The organism is Streptomyces sp. NPDC022552 (assembly GCF_055561875.1).
In genome coordinates this window covers 137966-156155 of the sequence record NZ_JBVHGJ010000007.1, presented here as the reverse complement: position 1 = coordinate 156155, position 18190 = coordinate 137966, and the positions used below count along the sequence as shown (strand labels likewise).

General features: G+C 72.2%; 17 protein-coding genes. 11 read left to right on the top strand and 6 right to left on the bottom strand.

The window, feature by feature from the left end; translation table 11 throughout:
- Nucleotides 1-20: 20 nt before the first annotated feature.
- On the top strand, nucleotides 21-209 hold the full coding sequence (locus ACZ3OF_RS20340; protein ID WP_361671871.1) for a hypothetical protein: 189 nt from the start codon (nucleotides 21-23) through the stop codon (nucleotides 207-209).
- A 57-nt stretch (nucleotides 210-266) separates the two neighbouring features.
- Here the strand turns inward: ACZ3OF_RS20340 and ACZ3OF_RS20335 are convergent, their stop codons facing one another.
- Nucleotides 267-3545, bottom strand: a complete 3279-nt coding sequence (locus ACZ3OF_RS20335) for a S41 family peptidase (RefSeq protein WP_361671873.1) — start codon at nucleotides 3543-3545, stop codon at nucleotides 267-269.
- 175 nt (nucleotides 3546-3720) lie between these two features.
- Here ACZ3OF_RS20335 and ACZ3OF_RS20330 point away from each other — a divergent pair, with 175 nt between their 5' ends.
- Together ACZ3OF_RS20330 and ACZ3OF_RS20325 are read left to right on the top strand one after the other, a co-directional pair.
- Nucleotides 3721-4293, top strand: a complete 573-nt coding sequence (locus ACZ3OF_RS20330) for a TetR/AcrR family transcriptional regulator (RefSeq protein WP_467305997.1) — start codon at nucleotides 3721-3723, stop codon at nucleotides 4291-4293.
- 109 nt (nucleotides 4294-4402) lie between these two features.
- Complete coding sequence (locus tag ACZ3OF_RS20325; RefSeq protein WP_467305995.1) at nucleotides 4403-6574, top strand: MMPL family transporter; 2172 nt, start codon at nucleotides 4403-4405, stop codon at nucleotides 6572-6574.
- 185 nt (nucleotides 6575-6759) lie between these two features.
- Here ACZ3OF_RS20325 and ACZ3OF_RS20320 read toward each other — a convergent pair whose 3' ends face one another.
- Nucleotides 6760-7722: an endonuclease/exonuclease/phosphatase family protein gene (locus ACZ3OF_RS20320; RefSeq protein ID WP_467305994.1), complete on the bottom strand. Its 963-nt coding sequence runs from the start codon at nucleotides 7720-7722 to the stop codon at nucleotides 6760-6762.
- 70 nt (nucleotides 7723-7792) lie between these two features.
- On the bottom strand, nucleotides 7793-8152 hold the full coding sequence (locus tag ACZ3OF_RS20315) for an SsgA family sporulation/cell division regulator (RefSeq protein ID WP_361671883.1): 360 nt from the start codon (nucleotides 8150-8152) through the stop codon (nucleotides 7793-7795).
- A gap of 133 nt (nucleotides 8153-8285) precedes the next feature.
- Here ACZ3OF_RS20315 and ACZ3OF_RS20310 point away from each other — a divergent pair, with 133 nt between their 5' ends.
- The 6 genes from ACZ3OF_RS20310 (at nucleotide 8286) to ACZ3OF_RS20285 (ending at nucleotide 13544) form a co-directional block, all read left to right on the top strand.
- The gene (locus ACZ3OF_RS20310) at nucleotides 8286-9353 is read left to right on the top strand and encodes an energy-coupling factor ABC transporter permease (protein ID WP_361671886.1); all 1068 of its coding nucleotides are present in this window, start codon (nucleotides 8286-8288) and stop codon (nucleotides 9351-9353) included.
- A 1-nt stretch (nucleotide 9354) separates the two neighbouring features.
- Nucleotides 9355-10116, top strand: coding sequence for a cobalt ECF transporter T component CbiQ (gene cbiQ, locus ACZ3OF_RS20305; protein ID WP_361671888.1), 762 nt, complete (start codon nucleotides 9355-9357; stop codon nucleotides 10114-10116).
- Entirely contained in the window at nucleotides 10113-10859 is a 747-nt protein-coding gene (locus tag ACZ3OF_RS20300; RefSeq protein WP_467305990.1) for an energy-coupling factor ABC transporter ATP-binding protein, read from the top strand. Before cbiQ ends, ACZ3OF_RS20300 begins: the two co-directional genes overlap by 4 nt.
- Before the next feature lie 75 nt (nucleotides 10860-10934).
- Entirely contained in the window at nucleotides 10935-12110 is a 1176-nt protein-coding gene (locus ACZ3OF_RS20295) for a serine hydrolase domain-containing protein (RefSeq protein WP_361671892.1), read from the top strand.
- A 48-nt stretch (nucleotides 12111-12158) separates the two neighbouring features.
- Nucleotides 12159-12929 (top strand): SDR family NAD(P)-dependent oxidoreductase, encoded by a 771-nt coding sequence (locus tag ACZ3OF_RS20290; protein WP_361671894.1) that lies wholly within the window; start codon nucleotides 12159-12161, stop codon nucleotides 12927-12929.
- 42 nt (nucleotides 12930-12971) lie between these two features.
- Complete coding sequence (locus ACZ3OF_RS20285; RefSeq protein ID WP_361671896.1) at nucleotides 12972-13544, top strand: GNAT family N-acetyltransferase; 573 nt, start codon at nucleotides 12972-12974, stop codon at nucleotides 13542-13544.
- Between the two features lie 52 nt (nucleotides 13545-13596).
- On the opposite strand, the gene ACZ3OF_RS20280 is transcribed toward ACZ3OF_RS20285, so the two are convergent.
- The 3 genes from ACZ3OF_RS20280 to ACZ3OF_RS20270 all read right to left on the bottom strand — a co-directional run bounded on the left by ACZ3OF_RS20280 (nucleotide 13597) and on the right by ACZ3OF_RS20270 (nucleotide 16774).
- Complete coding sequence (locus ACZ3OF_RS20280) at nucleotides 13597-14448, bottom strand: DMT family transporter (protein WP_361671898.1); 852 nt, start codon at nucleotides 14446-14448, stop codon at nucleotides 13597-13599.
- Complete coding sequence (locus tag ACZ3OF_RS20275) at nucleotides 14445-14954, bottom strand: YbaK/EbsC family protein (RefSeq protein ID WP_467305987.1); 510 nt, start codon at nucleotides 14952-14954, stop codon at nucleotides 14445-14447. Before ACZ3OF_RS20275 ends, ACZ3OF_RS20280 begins: the two co-directional genes overlap by 4 nt.
- 185 nt (nucleotides 14955-15139) lie before the next feature.
- A complete protein-coding gene (locus ACZ3OF_RS20270) occupies nucleotides 15140-16774 on the bottom strand; it encodes a penicillin-binding transpeptidase domain-containing protein (RefSeq protein WP_467305985.1) in 1635 nt (544 codons plus the stop codon).
- A 123-nt stretch (nucleotides 16775-16897) separates the two neighbouring features.
- Here ACZ3OF_RS20270 and ACZ3OF_RS20265 point away from each other — a divergent pair, with 123 nt between their 5' ends.
- Together ACZ3OF_RS20265 and ACZ3OF_RS20260 are read left to right on the top strand one after the other, a co-directional pair.
- Nucleotides 16898-17197 (top strand): heavy metal-binding domain-containing protein, encoded by a 300-nt coding sequence (locus ACZ3OF_RS20265; protein WP_361671907.1) that lies wholly within the window; start codon nucleotides 16898-16900, stop codon nucleotides 17195-17197.
- A gap of 317 nt (nucleotides 17198-17514) precedes the next feature.
- Nucleotides 17515-18048: a hypothetical protein gene (locus tag ACZ3OF_RS20260; protein ID WP_361671909.1), complete on the top strand. Its 534-nt coding sequence runs from the start codon at nucleotides 17515-17517 to the stop codon at nucleotides 18046-18048.
- Nucleotides 18049-18190: the final 142 nt, after the last annotated feature.

Here is an 18190-nt window from a genome sequence, read left to right as displayed (position 1 = left end):
CCTTCTAGGAGTGAACCTTCATGGGCATGCGAGACCAGTTCGAGGACAAGGCGAAGCAGGCCGCCGACCAGGCGAAGCAGAAGATGGGCAGGGCGAAGGACGAAGCGTCCGAGCGCGCCTCCCGGGCCAAGGGCCGCCCCTCCGAGGAGGAGCAGCGCCGGGCCCAGCACGAGGGCCAGGACCGCCTCGACATGGACTACGACGCCTGACGTCTGTCCTCCGAAGGCGCACCCGGGACGCCGGGTGCGCCTTCCGTGTTGTGCCGGCTAGGTGCTGGACCTCGGGGGGAGCTTCGGGCGGGAGCGGTCCGGGACGTCCGCGTAGCCGGGCGGGGCCGACGCAGGGGTCTCGGCCAGCAGCGAGAGCGCCACCTCGACCGCGTCGTCGAGCTGGGCGTGCCGGCCCTCGGCCCAGTCCAGCGGGGTCCGCAGGATCGCCAGGTCGGGGGCGACGCCCTGGTTCTCGACCGACCAGCCGTACTCGTGGAACCAGGCCGCGTTCATCGGCACCGTGATCTGCGTACCGTCGCCCAGCCGGTGCCGGCCCGTCATGCCGACCACCCCGCCCCACGTGCGCTGCCCGATCACCGGCCCGAGCCCGAGCAGCTTGAACGCGGCCGTGATCATGTCGCCGTCCGAGGACGTCGCCTCGTCCGCGAGCGCCACGACCGGACCGCGCGGGGCGTTCGAGGCGTACGACACCGGCTGGGCGTTACGGGTCAGGTCCCAGCCGAGGATCTTGCGGGTGAGCTTCTCCACGACCAGCTCGCTGATGTGGCCGCCCGCGTTGCCGCGCACGTCCACGATCAGCGCGGGCCGGGAGACCTCCATCCGCAGGTCGCGGTTGAACTGCGCCCAGCCCGAGCCGCCCATGTCGGGGATGTGCAGATAGCCGCACTTGCCGCCGCTGACCTCCCGTACCACCGCTCGCCGCTTGGCCACCCAGTCCTGGTAGCGCAGCGGCCGTTCGTCGATCAGCGGCACGATCGCCACCCTGCGCGCCCGCCCTTCCCCCTCCGCCGGCCGGAAGGTCAGCTCGACCGTCGTACCGCCCGAGGAGGACAGCAGCGGATACGGTCCCGTCACCGGGTCCACCGGGCGGCCGTCCACATGGGTGAGGACCGCGCCCTCCCGGATTCCCGTGCCCGCGAGCGGCGAGCGCGCCTTGGAGTCCGACGAGTCGCCCGGCAGGATCCGCTTGACCATCCACCCCCCGTCCCGGGGCACGAGGTTGGCGCCGAGCAGGCCCATCGGCCGCTCGTAGTGCGGTGGTCCCTCGTTGCGCCGGGCGGGCGTCACGTACGCGTGCGAGGTGCCCAGCTCCCCCATCACCTCGCGCAGCAGATCGGCGAAGTCGTCGGGGGACGCGACGCGTTCGACGAGGGGACGGTACTGGTCGAGGACGGCCGGCCAGTCCACCCCGCACATGTTCGGATCCCAGAAGTAGGCCCGGACGATCCGGCCCGCCTCGTCGTAGGCGCCCCGCCACTCCGCCTCCGGGTCGACCTCGTGCAGGATGCGCCGCAGGTCGATGTAGACGGTCGAGTCGCCGTCCCCGAGCTCCGTCGCAGGCACCGCACGCAGCTCGCCCTCGTCGACCACGACGAGCCGTGACCCGTCGCCGCTGACCGCGAACCAGTCCAGGTGCTGCACCAGTTCGGTCTTGCGGGCCTTGGTGATGTTGAAGTACTCCAGCGTCGGCCGGCCCGTCGTGTCGGCCGGATTGGCGAAGGTCTCGCCGAGCGCGCCGGAGATGGGCCAGCGCAGCCAGACCAGCCCGCCGCCGCTGACCGGATACAGCGCCGAGTACTTGGACGCGGAGACCGGGAAGGGGGTGACCCGGTCCGCGAGCCCCTCCACCTCCACGATCGTGGTGCCCTCCCCGCCCGCTGCCTCGCTCTCGGCCTCGACCGGGTCGAGCCCGCCCGCCGCCGGTCGTCCGTCCGGCAGCAGCGCGAAGGGGGAGGGCGTGGCGGAGGAGAGCGGTACGAGATACGGGCGGCAGCCCAGCGGGAAGGAGAGGTCGCCGGTGTGCACGTCGTACACCGGGTCGAAGCCCCGCCAGGAGAGGAAGGCGAGATAGCGGCCGTCGCGGGTGAAGACCGGATTCTCGTCCTCGAAGCGGCCGTTGGTGACGTCGACGATCGTCCGGGCGCCCGGGCCGGCGATCCGGGCCATCTTGATCTGCCGCAGCGAACGGCCGATCCCGGGGTGCGCCCAGGTCAGCCAGGTCCCGTCGGGGGAGAACGCCAGGTCGCGCACGGGCCCGTTGAGGGAGCGGATCAGCTCGGTGGTCTCGCCGGTGGACTCCTCCGTGGCGTCGAGGAGCAGCAGCCGGCCGTCGTTGGAGGCGATCGCGAGGCGCTCGCCGTCGGGGTCGGCGATCATCTCCTCCACCCGGCCGAGTTCGCCCGTGGCCAGTCGGCGCGGCTCCCGTTCCCCGCTCGCGCGCGGCAGGTACGCGACCTCGATGGCGTCCTCGCCCTCGGCGTCGGTGACGTAGGCGACCTGGTCGCCGCTGCCCAGCATCTCCGGCAGCCGGACCCGTACGCCCGGGGTGTCGGTGATCGTGCGGGCCGGGCCGTCGCGGTGGGTGAGCCAGTACAGGCTGCCGCGCACCGAGACCGCGCTCGCCCGACCCGTCTCGTCGACCGAGAGGGCGTCCACGTGGTTGGCGGCCGGGACCTGGTAGCGCCGCCGTCCGGCGCGCGGGCCGCCGAGCCGTACCTCCAGCTTGCGCGGGGCGGAATCGGGGACGGTCAGGTCGTCGACGATCCACAGGTCGCCCGCGCACTGGTAGACCACCCGTCGGCCGTCGCTGGAGGCGTGCCGGGCGTAGAAGGCGTCGTGGTCGGTGTGGCGGCGCAGATCGGTGCCGTCGGGCCGGCACGAGTAGAGGTTGCCGACGCCCTCGTGGTCGGAGAGGAACGCGATCCGGCCGGCCACGAACATGGGCGCGTCGAGATGGCCGCCGATGTCCGGCAGCAGCTGCTCGCCGTGCAGCCAGAGGCGTCCGGTGGCCCCGCCGCGGTAGCGCTTCCAGGCGGCCGGTTCGTGCGGGGGCTTTCCGGTGAGGAGGAGCGTGCGGCGCTCTCCGTCGAGGTCGGCCACGGCGATGTCGGAGACCGGTCCCCAGGGCATCCGGCCGCCGGGCGAGCCGTCGGTGGGGACGGTGTAGGCCCAGGAGAAGTACGAGAAGGGCTGGCCGTGCGAGGAGACGGCGAGGATGTCGCCGTCCGGGGACCAGGAGCAGACCCGGGTGTCGGTCGAGCCCCAGTAGGTGAGCCGCCGGGAGGGGCCGCCCTCGACCGGCGCGAGGTGGATCTCGGGGTCGAGGCTGCGCCAGGTCGTGTACGCGATGTGGCGGCCGTCGGGCGAGAAGCGGGGGTGGCCGACCCGGGTCCGGTCGACGGTGACCCGCCAGGCGCGGCCGGGGTGGTGGCCGTCGGGCACGAGGGGTGCGACCCAGAGGTCGTCCTCGGCCGCGAAGCACAGCAGGTCGTCGTGGAGGTGCGGGTAGCGGAGATACGCGGCGTCGTCACTCACCCCCCAATGCTTTCCACCCTGATGGGGTGCGGCAACTCGTACGGGTTTTCGTGCCCGGCCGTGCGCCGCGGGCGGGCGCGTGTGGCCCACGACACGTACGAAACGGTTTCGTTTCGCTGGCGGCGGGGGTACCTTCGAGGTGTACGAAACAGTTTCGTTCGAACGGAGACCGGTCATGGCGCGCAGCAGGCTCACCCCAGAGCGTGAGTCCGAGCTGTACGGCGCCGTGCTCGACCTCCTGCGCGAGGTCGGCTACGACGCCCTCACCATGGACGCCGTCGCCGCCCGCACCCACTCCAGCAAGGCCACCCTCTACCGCCAGTGGGGGAGCAAGCCCGAGCTGGTCGCCACGGCACTGCGCGACAACAAGCCCATCAAGCTCGCCGAGATCGACACGGGCACCTTGCGCGGCGACTTCCAGGCGATCATGGAGCTGACGGACGACTGCCAGATGGAGAAGGACACCGCGCTGATGCGCGGCCTCGCCCAGGCGGTCCACGCCAACCCCGACCTGCACCAGGCGCTGCGCGAACTGCTCATCGAACCCGAGATGAGCAACCTGCGCGACACCTTGGAACGGGCGGTGGAACGGGGCGAGATCAGCGCCGACAACCCGGCGCTGAAGTTCGTCCCGCACATGATCATCGGGGCGTTCGTCGCCCGTCCGCTGATCGAGGACCAGCCGATCGACCGCGCCTTCATCACCGACTACGTCAACGCCGTCGTGCTCCCCTCACTCGGCGTCTGACACTCCCCACAGCACCACCCGCAAGCCCGCACCACCTGACGTCGCACCGCTCACGCCGTCGGGCCGGCTCCCCATGCCCTGTCCCACCACGAATTGGGAGTAAGCCCCCGTGGCCACGTTCCTCTACAAGCTGGGTCGCTCCGCCTTCCGGCGCCGACGGCTCGTCGCCCTGCTCTGGGTGGCGCTGCTCGCGCTCGCCGGAGTCGGCGCGGCCACCGCGCCCGCAGCGACCTCCAGCTCCTTCTCGATCCCCGGTACCGAGGCCCAGAAGGCCTTCGACCTTCTTGAGCAGCGCTTCCCCGGCGGCAACGCCGACGGGGCCACCGCCCGCGTCGTCTTCAAGGCCCCCGAGGGCCAGAAGATGACCGACCCGGCCAACAAGGCCAAGGTCCAGGACGTCGTCGCCGAGCTGAAGTCCGGCTCCGACGAGGTCGCCTCCGTCGCCGACCCGTACACCGCCCAGGCGGTCTCCAAGGACGGCTCGACCGCCTACGTCTCCGTCAGCTACAAGGTCTCCGGCATGGAGCTGAGCGACGCGACGCGCGAGGCGCTGCAGAAGACCGGGCACGACGCGCAGGGTCAGGGCCTGACCGTCGAGATCGGCGGTGACGCGCTCCAGACCATGCCGGAGACCGGCGCGGGCGAGATCGTCGGCGTGGTCATCGCGGGCATCGTGCTCGTCATCACCTTCGGTTCGCTGGTCGCCGCGGGGCTTCCGCTGCTCACCGCGATCATCGGCGTCGGGATCGGCGTCTCCTCGATCACGGCGCTCGCGAACGTGCTCGACCTCGGCTCCACCACCTCCACCCTCGCGATGATGATCGGCCTCGCGGTCGGCATCGACTACGCCCTCTTCATCGTCTCCCGCTACCGCGCGGAGCTCGCCGAGGGCCGGGAGCGCGAGGACGCCGCGGGCCGCGCGGTCGGCACGGCCGGCTCGGCCGTCGTCTTCGCCGGTCTCACCGTGGTCATCGCCCTGGTCGGCCTCGCCGTCGTCAACATCCCGATGTTGACGAAGATGGGCTTCGCCGCGGCCGGCACGGTCGTGATCGCGGTCCTGATCGCGCTCACCCTGATCCCGGCCCTGCTCGGCTTCGCCGGCGCCAAGGTCGTGGGCCGCAAGGAGCGCAAGGGACTGAAGAAGGCCGACGACGACCAGGCGAAGCCCAACATGGGCACCCGCTGGGCCCGGTTCGTCATCCGCCGCCCGATCATGGTCCTGCTCGTCGGTGTGCTCGGCCTCGGCGCGATAGCCCTGCCGGCCGCCTCCCTGGAGATGGGTCTGCCGGACGACGGCGCGAAGCCGGCCTCCGCCACCGAGCGCCGGGCGTACGACCTGCTGTCGGACGGGTTCGGCCCCGGGTTCAACGGTCCGCTGATGGTCGTCGTCGACGGTGACAAGGCCGCGGCCGATTCCACCGTGAAGAAGATCGAGGGCCTGGACGGGGTCGTGGCGGTCACGCCGCCGACGCCCAACAAGGCCGGCGACACCTCGATGATCACCGTCATCCCGAAGGACCGCCCCTCCTCGGTCGAGACCGAGACCCTGGTCCACGACATCCGGGACACGACCGGCGACGACGTCCTGGTCACCGGCGCCACCGCGATGAACGTCGACTTTTCGCAGAAGATGAACGACGCGCTCGTGCCCTACCTGGCGCTGGTCGTCGGACTCGCCTTCCTGCTCCTCATGGTGGTGTTCCGCTCGATCCTCGTTCCGCTGAAGGCGGCCCTCGGCTTCCTGCTCTCGGTGGTCGCCGCCCTCGGCGCGGTCGTCGCGGTCTTCCAGTGGGGCTGGCTCGGCTCGCTGTTCGGGGTCGAGCAGACCGGCCCGATCATGTCGATGATGCCGATCTTCATGGTCGGTGTGGTCTTCGGTCTCGCCATGGACTACGAGGTCTTCCTCGTCACCCGGATGCGCGAGGCGTACGTCCACGGGGAGCGGCCCGGCGAGACGATCGTGACCGGCTTCCGGCACAGCGCCCGGGTGGTCACCGCCGCCGCGGTGATCATGATCGCGGTCTTCTCCGGCTTCATCGGCATGACCGACCAGATGATCAAGATGATCGGCTTCGGTCTCGCCGTCGCCGTCCTCTTCGACGCGTTCGTGGTCCGCATGGCGATCGTGCCCGCGGTGCTCGCGCTGCTCGGTCACAAGGCGTGGTGGCTGCCGAAGTGGCTGGACAGGGCGCTGCCGAACGTGGACGTGGAGGGCGAGGGCCTGGCGGCGAAGGACGCCGAAGGGCCCCAGGACCCGGAGCGCGAGCTCGTGAAGGTCTGAGCCCCTGGGCGGCTCGTCGGTCCGAGCCCCTGATGAACTCCGGGGCGGCTCCTTGAGCGGAGGAGGAGTACGCCCCGGATCGCGCCGGAACCCGTGGGGACGGGGAGCCGACGCGGCACCGCGCCGTCATCGTGTCGAGTCCGACACGATGACGGCGCGGTCGCGTTCGGGGTCTCCCGGGACGGTCAGGCCGCCGGGGGAGTGATCGTCACGCTCTCGATGAGCACGTGGTGGTCCGAGCGCGGGGTGTCGGCGACCAGACACCAGCGCCTCGCCTCGCTGCTGAACAGGTGGTCCAGCTTCCATCCGCCGTCATGGGTGTCCCGGCCGTCGCGGACCGCCCCCTGCTGGTCGCACTCCTGGTAGCCGGGGGTGCCCGCGCCCTGGGAGTAGAGTCCGGCCGGCCAGATCCAGGTGTCGGGGTTGCCGGCCCGGTCCGGAGGGCTCGCGTTGAAGTCGCCGCCGAAGGCCACCTTCGGGAAGCCGGAGACGACCCGCTGGATCTCCGCGAGCTGGTCGTCGCGGTAGTCCCAGTCCGGGTGCTCGGGGTTGGCGTTCTTCGTCGACACGTGCACATTGCAGAGCCGTACGCCGAAGTACGTCGCCGTCGCGCACTGGAACGGCGGGTTGAGGCCGGTCCACGGCTGGGTCGTCGGGTACTGCTGGGCGTCCGCGAGGCCGGCCTTGACCACGATCGCGGTGCCCACGAGGTCGTTCGGGTCGGACCCGGCGCCGGTCGCGCAGGGGCTCGCGGTCCGTACGCCCTTCTGGGACCAGTGGTACGGCGCGAAGCTCTTGCTCCAGCCCGCGCCGAGCTTGGTCATCAGGTCGTCGAGGCCGCTCGCGCAGACCTCCTGGAGCAGGACGGCCTGCACGTAGTGGCTCTGCACGTACTGCTTGACCACGTCGGCCTTCTCCGCCGCCGTGCCGGTGCCCGTGCAGCCCCACCGCTCGACGCCGCACATGTTCCAGCTCATGACCTGCAGGTTCGTTCCCGGCGGCGGTGTCGCCGCCACCGACGCCCACCCTGCCACCGATGTCGCCTTCGGTGCCGGTGCCTCCGTGGCCTGCGCCGACGCGCCGGAGACCGATGCCCCGGACAGGGCCAGCAGGGCAGCGCCCAGCGCGCCCCACAGTCGCTTCTTCACGTGGATCCCCCATGATCGTCTTACTGACGACCGGAACTCTACGGGGCGAGCGACCTGGTGGAGGCGGGGCCTACGGGGCCATCGACGCGGTGACGGCGTAGGTGTGCTTCAGGAAACGGAGGAGGGCCGTGGTGTCGAACTGGACGACCGCGACCCCGTCGGCCGTGTGGAACTCGACCACCGTCTGCACCCGGCCGCAGGGCCAGACGCCTATGTCGCCTATGCGGGTCGGAGCCCGCATCCCCGTTTCGAGGAGCTCGCGCGGGAAGGACCACTCGATGTTGCCGGGGAAGACGAAGCGCACGGTGGCGGGATCGAACCCGGGGTCGTAGCGCAGGGCGACCGGGACGGGACGGGAGAGGGGGGCATCGCTGATGATCCGGCCTTTGGCGTGGTCCTGGATCTCATGGCCTTCCGCGGTGGGGGACATCGAGCCACTCCTCACACTCGTCTTATTTACACCCTAATGTCCCATATTTTGAGGCGCCCGCGCGGGGGAAGCCGCCTTTCTGTGACCTGTGCGCTCTTGCAAGCACTTTGCAGGAGCGCTCATCATTCGGGACGTGCATGTACCTGACGGATTCATCAACGCCCCCGTATCGGCCGTCGCCGGTGTCGTCGCCGCCGGCGCCGTAGCCGTCAGCCTGCGCGGAGCCCGCCGCGAGCTCGGCGACACCTCCGGTGCCGGAGGCCACGTCGGGGAGCGGGCGGCCCCGCTCGCCGGTCTCGTCGCGGCGTTCATCTTCGCCGTACAGATGCTGAACTTCCCGGTCGCCGCCGGGACCAGCGGACATCTGCTCGGAGGCGCGCTCGCCGCGATCCTCGTCGGGCCGTACACAGGCGTGCTCTGCATCGCCGTCGTCCTGCTGATGCAGGGCATCCTCTTCGCGGACGGCGGACTCACCGCGCTCGGCGTGAACATCACCGTCATGGGCGTGGTCACGGTCGTCGTCGCGTACGCGCTCTTCCGCGGACTCGTGCTCGTCCTGCCGCGCACCCGCCGCTCGGTGACCGTCGCCTCCTTCGTGGCCGCGCTCGTCTCCGTACCCGCGTCGGCCGCCGCCTTCACCCTCGTCTACGCGATCGGCGGCACCACCGCCGTACCGCTGGGCAAGGTGTTCACCGCGATGGTCGGCGTGCACACCCTCATCGGCATCGGTGAGGCCGCCATCACCATGCTGACCGTCGGCGCGGTCGTCGCCGTCCGCCCCGACCTCGTGTACGGCGCCCGAGGGCTCACCGCCCCGCTCAAGCTGCGGATCGACGGCGAGCTGGTCGACGCCGCGCCGGCCCGCGACTTCGCGCCCGTCGCCGCCCGCTCGCCGAAGAAGTTCTGGCTCGGTGGCCTGGCCGCCGCCCTGCTCCTCGCCGGTTTCGTCTCCTTCTACGCCTCCGCGAGCCCGGACGGCCTGGAGAAGGTCGCGGCCGACAAGGGCTTCGACAAGAACGTCGAGGAGCACGACGCCGCCGGCTCCCCGCTCGCCGACTACGGCGTCGAGGGCATCGAGACCGCCCGGCTCTCGGGCGGCCTCGCGGGCGTGATCGGCGTCGGCGCGACGCTCGCCGTCGGCACGGGCGCCTTCTGGCTCGTCCGCCGGCGCCGTGCGGAATCGACCGGAGCGCAGGTCTGACGTGGGAGCGGGGCACACGCACAAGCTGTACCGGCGGGGCGTCTCGCCGGTGCACGCGCTGCCCCCGCACACCAAACTCGCCGCCGTCCTCGCCTTCGTGGTGGTCGTGGCCTCCACACCCCGCGAGGCGGTCTGGGCCTTCGCCCTCTACGCGATGCTGCTCGGCGCCGTCGCGGCGGCGGCCCGCGTCCCGGCCGGGTTCCTGCTGCGACGGCTGCTGATCGAGATCCCGTTCGTGGCCTTCGCCTTCCTGATGCCCTTCGTGGTCCCGGGCGAGCAGACGGAGGTCCTCGGGATCTCCGTCTCCGTCCCCGGCCTGTGGGGCGCCTGGAACGTCCTCGCCAAGGGCACCCTCGGCGTCGCCGCCTCCGTGCTGCTCGCCGCCACCACCGAACTGCGTGAGCTGCTCCTGGGCCTCCAGCGGCTGAAGCTCCCGCCGCTCCTCGTCCAGATCGCCTCCTTCATGATCCGGTACGGCGATGTGATCACGGACGAGATGCGCCGCATGTCCATCGCCCGCCGCTCGCGCGGCTTCGAGGCGAAGGGCGTGCGCCAGTGGGGCGTCCTCGCCAAGTCCGCGGGCGCGCTCTTCATCCGCTCGTACGAGCGGGGTGAGCGCGTCCATCTCGCGATGGTCAGCCGGGGGTACACGGGATCCATGCCGGTCATCGACGAGGTGACCGCGACCCGGGCGCAGTGGGCGCGTGCCGCCGCCCTGCCGCTCACCGCTCTGCTGATCTGCCTCCTCGGATGGACGCTATGAACGACGCCCCCTCGCTCGAAGTCCGCGGCCTCGCGTACGCCTACCCCGACGGCCACCAGGCCCTCTTCGGCGTCGACCTGACCGTCGAACGCGGCGAGCGGGTCGCGCTGCTCGGCCCCAACGGCGCGGGCAAGACGACCCTCGTCCTCCACCTCAACGGCATCCTCACCGGCGGCGCGGGCACGGTCGCCGTCGCCGGGCTGCCGGTCGAGAAGCGGAACCTGGCCGAGATCCGGCGCCGGGTCGGGATCGTCTTCCAGGACCCGGACGACCAGCTCTTCATGCCGACCGTCCGCGAGGACGTCGCCTTCGGCCCGGCGTCGGCGGGGCTGCGGGGCGCGGAGCTCGAGGCCGTCGTCCACCGGGCCCTGGAGCGCGTCGGCATGGCGGAGTACGCGGACCGGCCGCCGCACCACCTGTCGTTCGGGCAGCGGCGGCGGGTGGCGGTCGCGACCGTCCTCGCGATGGAGCCGGAGATCCTCGTCCTGGACGAGCCGTCGTCCAACCTCGACCCGGCGTCCCGCCGCGAGCTCGCGGACGTCCTGCGCTCCCTGGACGTCACCGTCCTCATGGTCACCCACGACCTTCCGTACGCCCTGGAGCTCTGCCCGCGCTCGGTGATCCTCAGCGAGGGCGTGATCGCCGGGGACGGCCCCACGGCCGATGTCCTCGCCGACGAGGATCTGATGACGCGCAACCGCCTGGAACTCCCGTACGGCTTCGTTCCCCGCCCCGTGACCTGACTGTTCCGACCCCGGAATCGGCGGTCCCGGAACGACGTTGCACCATGGGGGTACGAGCGAGAAGGAGTGTGGGACGTGGACGTCCGGGGCACGGTGGCGGCGGGATTCGAGCCGGTCAGGGACGCGTTCCTGCGCAACTTCGAGCAGCGCGGCGAGCGGGGCGCGGCGGTCGCCGTCTACCGCGACGGCGTCAAGGTCGTCGACCTGTGGGCGGGCACCCGCGACGTCGACGGCGAGACCCCCTGGGCCATCGACACCGCGCAGGTCGTCCGCTCGGCCACCAAGGGCGTCGCGGCCGCCGTACCCCTGCTGCTCCACCAGCGCGGCCAGCTCGACCTGGACGCGCCGGTCGGCACGTACTGGACGGAGTTCAAGGCGGCGGGCAAGGAGCGGGTGAGCGTACGGCAGCTCCTCGCGCACCGGGCGGGCGTGCCGGTCCTGGACCGGCCGCTGACGCTCGCGGAGGCCATCGACCCGGTGACCGCCCAGGCGGCGATCGCCGCGCAGGCCCCGGTCTGGGAACCGGGCACGGCCCACGGCTACCACGCGCACACCTTCAGCTGGCTGCTCTCCGGCCTCGTCCACCGGGTCACCGGCCGCACCATCGGCCGCTGGGTCGCCGAGGAGATCGCCCGCCCGCTCGGCCTCGACCTCTGGATAGGCCTGCCGGCCGACGAGGCGGCGCGGGTCGGCCGCCTGGGCCCGGTGGAGGAGCGGGAGCCCTCCGACAGCGGCGCCCTGAAGCTCCGCCCCAAGCGCTCGGTCACCGAGGCCTACAGCAACCCCGACTCCCTCACCCGGCGCGCCTTCGGGGCGGTCGACCCCAAGCCCGACGAGAACGACCCGGCGTACCGCGCGGCCGAACTGCCCGGCTCGGCCGGCGTCTCCACGGCCCGTGCCCTCGCCCGCTTCTACGCCTCGACACTCGGCCCGGTCGACGGCGGACCCCGCCTCTTCGCCCCGGCGACCCTCACCCTCGCCCGCACCGAGGAGTCCGCGGGCCCGGACCGCGTCCTGATGGTGGGCACCCGCTTCGGCCTGGGCCACATGCTCCACGGCCCGGCCTCCCCCCTCCTCGGCCCCACCTCCTTCGGCCACCCGGGCCGAGGCGGCTCCCTGGCCTTCGCGGACCCGGAGTCGTCCGTCGCGTTCGGCTACGTCACGAACGGCATGCGCAAGACGGTGACGGCGGACCCCCGGGCCCAGTCCCTGGTCCGCGCGGTCCGAACCTGCCTCGACCAGGGGGCCTGAGCCGTCGTACGTCTGGTGCGCGCCGGGCGGGCGGTGTGTGATCGGCGCATGGACAGATTCGAGGGGTACGCGGCGCTGGTCACCGGTGGGGCTCGGGGGATCGGGGCGGCCAGCGCGCGGAGGCTGGCGGAGGAGGGCGCGCGGGTCCTGGTCGCCGACGTGGACGAGGACGTGGCCAGGGAGACGGCCGACGCGCTGCCCGGCGCCCGGGCCGTGCGGTGCGACGTGGGGGATCCGGAGTCCGTGGCCGCCGCCGTCGCGTACGCGGCGGAGACGTTCGGCGGACTCGACGTGCTGGTCAACAACGCCTTCGCCCGGGACCGGCCGGACGTCGGGCCCTTCGAGGACGAACCCGAGGACGGCTGGCGGCAGCAGTTCGACGTCACGCTGATGGGCGCCGTCCGGTGCGCCCGGGCCGCGCTCCCGCTGCTCGCGGCGGGCGGGCGCGGGGCGATCGTCAACATCGGGTCCGTCAACGCCGAGGCGGACTTCGGCAACCACGCCTACAGCGCGGCCAAGGCCGGGATCGCCTCCTTCACCCGTACCCTCGCGGGCGACGCGGCCCCGCGCGGCGTGCGCGTCAACCAGGTCACCCCGGGCACGATCGCGACGCGCGGCTGGGAGTCCCGCGAGGACCGCCTGGCCGCCCTCGCCGACCGCGTCTACCCCCTGGGCCGCGTCGGCACCCCCGAGGACGTGGCCGCCGCGGTCGCCTTCCTCGCCTCCAGGGACGCGGCCTGGATCACCGGCACGACACTTCGCGTGGACGGCGGGCTGCTGGCGGTGAACTCCCACTTCGCCGAGGTGCTCGGGGAGTGACGTGAGCCGACCCGGCGCGCGTGGGCCGTGCCATCGTGGGGTATGGCCATCGAGGTTCGTCCGGCGTCCGTCTTCGAGGACGTCCGGACCCTGCTCGGTCCCAAGTCGCCCGGGGCCAACGTCTGCTGGTGTCTGAGCTACCGGATCCCGTCGAAGCTCAACAACGAGCTCCGCGGGCCGGCGCGCGGTGAGTACGTCGCCGAGCTGTGCCGGGGCCGGCTCCCGCCCGGGGTCATCGCCTACGACGGCGACGAGCCGGTCGGCTGGGCCGCCGTGGCGCCGCGGGCGGACACCTCCTTCGCGCGCAGCCGGAAGATCCCGCACGTCGACGATCTTCCGGTCTGGTCGCTCTGGTGCGTGCGGGTGCGCCCCGGTCACCGGAAGAAGGGGATCTCGCACGCCCTCATCGCCGGCGCGGTCGACCTCGCCCGCTCGCACGGCGCACCGGCGATCGAGGCGTACCCCCTCGACAACGGCGACGCCAAGGTCGACCTGACCATGGCGTACGCCGGGCTGCGGAAGAACTTCGAGCGGGCCGGGTTCGTCCACGCCGCCGACACCACCTCGGTGCTGGCCGGTCACCCCCGGGTCCTGATGCGGCTCGACCTGAGCTGACACCCGCGTGCACGGCGGGCCCGGCTCCCTGCGGCGTACGCCCGCCGGCCGGTCACGCCGTGGTCAGCATCAGCCCGATGCCCACCACCATCAGCCCCGCCGCCGCGATCCTCGGACCCCCGAAGCGCTCCTTGAAGAACAGCGCGCCGATCGCCGCCCCCACGATGATCGAGGACTCCCGCAGCGCCGCGATCGGGGCGAGCGGCGCCTTCGTCTGCGCCCATAGGACCAGTCCGTACGCGGCGACCGACAGGCACGCGCCGAGGAGCCCGCGTGCGGCGTACGGGCGCAGCTGGGGGAGCAGGGCGGCGCGGCGGGTCCACAGGGCGTACGCCGGGATGGCCAGGCCCTCCAGGACCATCAGCCACGCGATGTAGCCGAGCGGGGTGCCCGAGGCGCGCACCCCGACGCCGTCGACGACGGTGTACCCGGCGATGGCCAGGCCCGTCGCCCCGGCCGCGAGCAGCGCCGCCCAGTCCGGGCGTCTGCCCGAGCCCCGGATGCCCCACAGGGCCAGGCCCGTCAGGCCCGCGCAGGCGACGGCCACCCCCGTGAGCTGCCACGAGTCGGGGATCTCGTCGACGAAGACCGCCGCGAGCAGGGTCACCGCAAGCGGGGCCGTACCGCGGGCGATCGGGTACATCTGCCCGAAGTCGCCCAGCGTGAACGACCGCATGAGCAGGACCATGTAGCCCACGTGCAGCACGGCGGAGGCGATCAGGTACGGCCACGCCGCGGCCGCCGGCATCGGTACGAAGAGGGCCGCGACACCACCGATCAGCGCACCGCCGCCGGATATCAGTGTGAAGGAGAGCAACTGGTCGCGGATGGTGTGGGCCATCGCGTTCCAGGCGGCGTGCGTCACCGCGGCGAGCAGGACCGCCGCCACGACCAGCGGCGTCACGCGGCCGACCGCTCGCGCACGTCCACAAGTGCCCCGCCCGCGTGGGCGATCAGGGACTTCGGGTCCAGCGCGAAGACCGTGTGCGGGGTGCCCGCGGCCGCCCACACCACGGCGTGGTCGAGCAGCCCCCGGTCGGCGAGGACCCGCGTCCGGGTGCGGTGCCCGAACGGCGGGACGCCGCCGATCGCGTACCCGGTCGTCTCCCGTACGACCCTCGCGTCGGCCCGCGTCACCGCCTCGGCGCCCAGCTCCGCGCGCACCCGCTCCACGTCGACCCGCGAGGAGCCGTCCATCAGCACGAGGACCGGGACGCCGTCCGCCGAGAAGATCAGCGACTTGACGATCTCGGACACCTGGCAGCCGATGGCCTCGGCGGCCTGGGCGGCCGTGCGGGTCTCGTCCGGGAAGCTGCGGATCTCGACATCGAGGCCCAGCTCCCGCAGGGCGGCGGCGAACTGGGGATGCGCGGGGGAACCGGGGGACGGGGGAGCTGAGGGAGACGTCATGGCCCGCACGCTAGCGTTCCGTGTACGGGCCACGCGACTCGATTCCAGCAGCGCGCAGCCGCGAGCGAGCCTGCCCCCGCGAGCCGCCCCTCGCGCACGCTGCCACGAGCGAGCCCCCTGCGCCGCGTCGCCGCGCCGGGCCGCCGCGCTGAGCCCCTGCGCCGGTCGCCGCGCCGGCCCCCGCCTCACCCCGCCCGCAGCACGCTCGCCACGACCTTGCCCGCCGAGTCTCCGCCGTGACCGCCCTCGCCCACGACCGCCGCCGAGGCGAGGTCGTCGGAGTAGGCGGCGAACCAGCTGTTGGACGTGGCCTGGTTGTCGACCTCCGCCGAGCCCGTCTTCGCGCCCTTGTCCCCGCCGACCGACCCCATCGCCTTCGCGCCGGTTCCTTCGCCGGTGGCCGTCGCCCGCATCATCGCCCGCAGCTGTCGGGAGACCGAGTCCGGCAGGGAGCGCGAGGCCTCGGCGAACGTCCGGCCGTCGAGCTTCCGGGAGACCAGGAACGGCTGCTTGAACGTCCCGTACTTCGCGGTGGCGGTGATCGAGGCGATGTTGAGGGCGTTCATCTGCACCGTGCCCTGCCCGATGTACTGCGCCGCCGCCTCGCCCTCCACCGCCGGCGGGACGGACCCGTCGACGGACTGGACGCCCGTCTTCCAGTCGAGGCCGATCCCGAAGACGTCCTGGGCCTCCTTGCCGAGCGCCGAGTCGTCGTCCACATCGTCGATCAGCTTGATGAAGGCGGTGTTGCAGGACTTGGCGAAGCTCCGCGAGAACGGGACGTTCCCGAGCTCGAAGTACTCGAGGTTGTGGAAGGTCCGGGTGTAGTACCGGACCTCCTTCGGGCAGGGGGCGACCCCGTTCGCCGTGACGAGCCCCTTCTCCAGGAGCATCGCGGCCGTGACGATCTTCAGGGTCGAGCCCGGCGCCTGCCGGCCCTCGAACGCCGCGTTGAAGCCGCCCGACGGGCTGTTGGCGACCGCCCGGATCTCGCCCGTGGACGGCTTGACCGCCACCACCGACGCCTGGCCGTACTGCTTCACCGCCTGCTCGGCCGCCGCCTGCGCCTGCGCGTCGATGGTCGTCTCCAGGCGCCCGGGCCTGCCCTTCACATGGGTCACGAGCGTGGTGTTCGGGGTGCCTTCCGGGCCGGACTCGATCCAGGTCTCGACCCCCGGCTGCCCGCCGACCTTCGCCCCGTACTTCTGGCGCAGCTGCTCCAGGATCGGCCCGAGGGACGGGTACTTCTCCGCCGTCAGCTCCAGGCCCTTGCGGTCGACGGCCGTGATCGCGCCGGTCTTCGCGGCGCCGGTGTGCAGGGTCGCGCCGTCGGTGAGCTTCGGGTGGATGACCGCAGGCTTCCAGTCGACGAGCGGCCGCCCGGTGGAGAGGCCGCGCACGACGGTCAGTTCGGAGTCGTACGTCCAGGGCTTCGACTGCCCCTCGTACGTGACGGTCGCCTTCACCGTGAACGGCACCTTCGGGCCGACCGGTGTACCCGCGGTGATCTCGGCCTTGGAGACCTTCGCGCCCACGCCGAAGTCGGCCACGACCGGCCCGGCGTCGACGGGGTTGTTGGTCAGCTGCCCGGCCCGCTCGGGCTCACCCGCCGCCCACGCGGCGAGGAACTCCTCGGCGGTGTCGGTGACCTCGTCCTCGGTGACGGGCCCGGACCGCTTCTCCTGCGAACTGGCAGCGGAAACGCCCCCACCGGAGGCGCCGCTGATCCCCTGCCAGAGGTTGTAGCCCCCGTAGGACACCCCACCCGCCACGACGACGAAGACTCCGCCGACGATCGCAACTTTCGTACCACCGCGCATCTCTGTGGATCCCCCTCCCCAGAAGCCCCAGGCGCCCCAGAGCCCGAACAGTCAAGCACTCGCCACAGTTGCTGTCACCCGACATCCGCCGGTCGCGCGTTCGCGCCGCGAGAAGATGGCGCGATGGACCGAAAGATCAGGAAAGAACTCGAGGAACTCGACCGGAGGGACCAGGCCGCCGGTGACGCCAGCATCAGCTTCTACACGGCGACGGTCGACGCACCGCCTCACCCGCACACCGTCCTGGGCATAGCCGCAGGAGACAAGAGGGCGACCCCGATGGAAGCGGTGCTGAGCATGCAGCGCCGGGCGAGTGACATCGGCGCCGACGGGGTGCTGGGCGTGTCGATCATCGCGGTCGGGACGCACACCGACATGTTCCTCGCGTACGGCACCGCCGTCCAATGGGCGCACTCCGAGTAGGCGAAAGGGCGCGTCCGCCCGCCGCACAGCATGGGCCTGCGTACCCCCACGGCGAGCGGGGTGGCGGCGGCCTAGCGTGGAGGAGTTCGGCTCTGGCCCCTGCCGGGGCCAGGGCTTCCTGCCCGGCTTCCGATTCGGATCCCGCTTCGGCGGCAGGGCTCTGGGGCATAGGAGGCCGCACAGCCGCACACACACCACCGGGGTTCGCGCCGCTGGTTGGGACGGAGACAGATGGCGCAGTCGTCGTGGAGTGAGTACCGGCCGGGGCAGCGCTTCCCGGGGGTGATCGGCCGGACGACCGATGAGTCGAGTCCGGCGTGGCCGCAGCCGGTGCGGGCGGTGGCGGGTGCGCCGAACGTACTAGCATCACCGCCGACGTCGAGATCCCGCCCGGCGGCGCGCAGGGCGTCCTGCTCTGCCAGGGCACCAACGCCGGCGGCTGGTCCCTCTACGTCAAGGACGGCCGCCTGCACTACGCCCACAACTACGTCCAGCGGACCCTGCACCACGTCGCCTCCGGCGAGACCCTGCCCGAGGGGCGGCACGCGCTCCGTTTCGAGTTCGAGCCCACCGGTGCCCCGGACATCGCCCACGGCAAGGGTGCACCCGGCCGCGCCCAGCTCTACATCGACGGACGCCTGGTCGGACAGGGCGACATGCCCGTGACCACCCCGATCACCTTCAATCCGGGCGGCATGGCCTGCGGCGCCAACCCCGGGTCTGCCGTCACCCCCGACTACCAGGCGCCGTTCCGCTTCACCGGCACCCTCCACAGCGTCACCCTCGACCTGTCCGGCGACCTCATCCTCGACGCCGAGAGCGAGATGCGCATGCACATGGCCCGCCAGTGACCCCGATGAAGCCTCGCGGATCAAGGGTAGACCGGACCTGACCAGCAACGGAGCTCGGCCTTCGCCCTCTGCGGAGCCCTTCACCAGCAGCCATCGAGGCGGCCTCGGCCGTAAGCGACACCGGACAAGTGGTCCTTCAAGA

What these genes read in the sequence shown, in the direction of transcription:
- ACZ3OF_RS20315 (WP_361671883.1), bottom strand. Translation starts at nt 8,152, where the DNA reads ATGTCCCCCACCGCGGAAGGCCATGAGATCCAGGACCACGCCAAAGGC.
- ACZ3OF_RS20290 (WP_361671894.1), top strand. Translation starts at nt 12,159, where the DNA reads ATGGACAGATTCGAGGGGTACGCGGCGCTGGTCACCGGTGGGGCTCGG.
- ACZ3OF_RS20270 (WP_467305985.1), bottom strand. Translation starts at nt 16,774, where the DNA reads ATGCGCGGTGGTACGAAAGTTGCGATCGTCGGCGGAGTCTTCGTCGTC.
- ACZ3OF_RS20330 (WP_467305997.1), top strand. Translation starts at nt 3,721, where the DNA reads ATGGCGCGCAGCAGGCTCACCCCAGAGCGTGAGTCCGAGCTGTACGGC.
- ACZ3OF_RS20300 (WP_467305990.1), top strand. Translation starts at nt 10,113, where the DNA reads ATGAACGACGCCCCCTCGCTCGAAGTCCGCGGCCTCGCGTACGCCTAC.
- ACZ3OF_RS20285 (WP_361671896.1), top strand. Translation starts at nt 12,972, where the DNA reads ATGGCCATCGAGGTTCGTCCGGCGTCCGTCTTCGAGGACGTCCGGACC.
- ACZ3OF_RS20265 (WP_361671907.1), top strand. Translation starts at nt 16,898, where the DNA reads ATGGACCGAAAGATCAGGAAAGAACTCGAGGAACTCGACCGGAGGGAC.
- ACZ3OF_RS20340 (WP_361671871.1), top strand. Translation starts at nt 21, where the DNA reads ATGGGCATGCGAGACCAGTTCGAGGACAAGGCGAAGCAGGCCGCCGAC.
- ACZ3OF_RS20275 (WP_467305987.1), bottom strand. Translation starts at nt 14,954, where the DNA reads ATGACGTCTCCCTCAGCTCCCCCGTCCCCCGGTTCCCCCGCGCATCCC.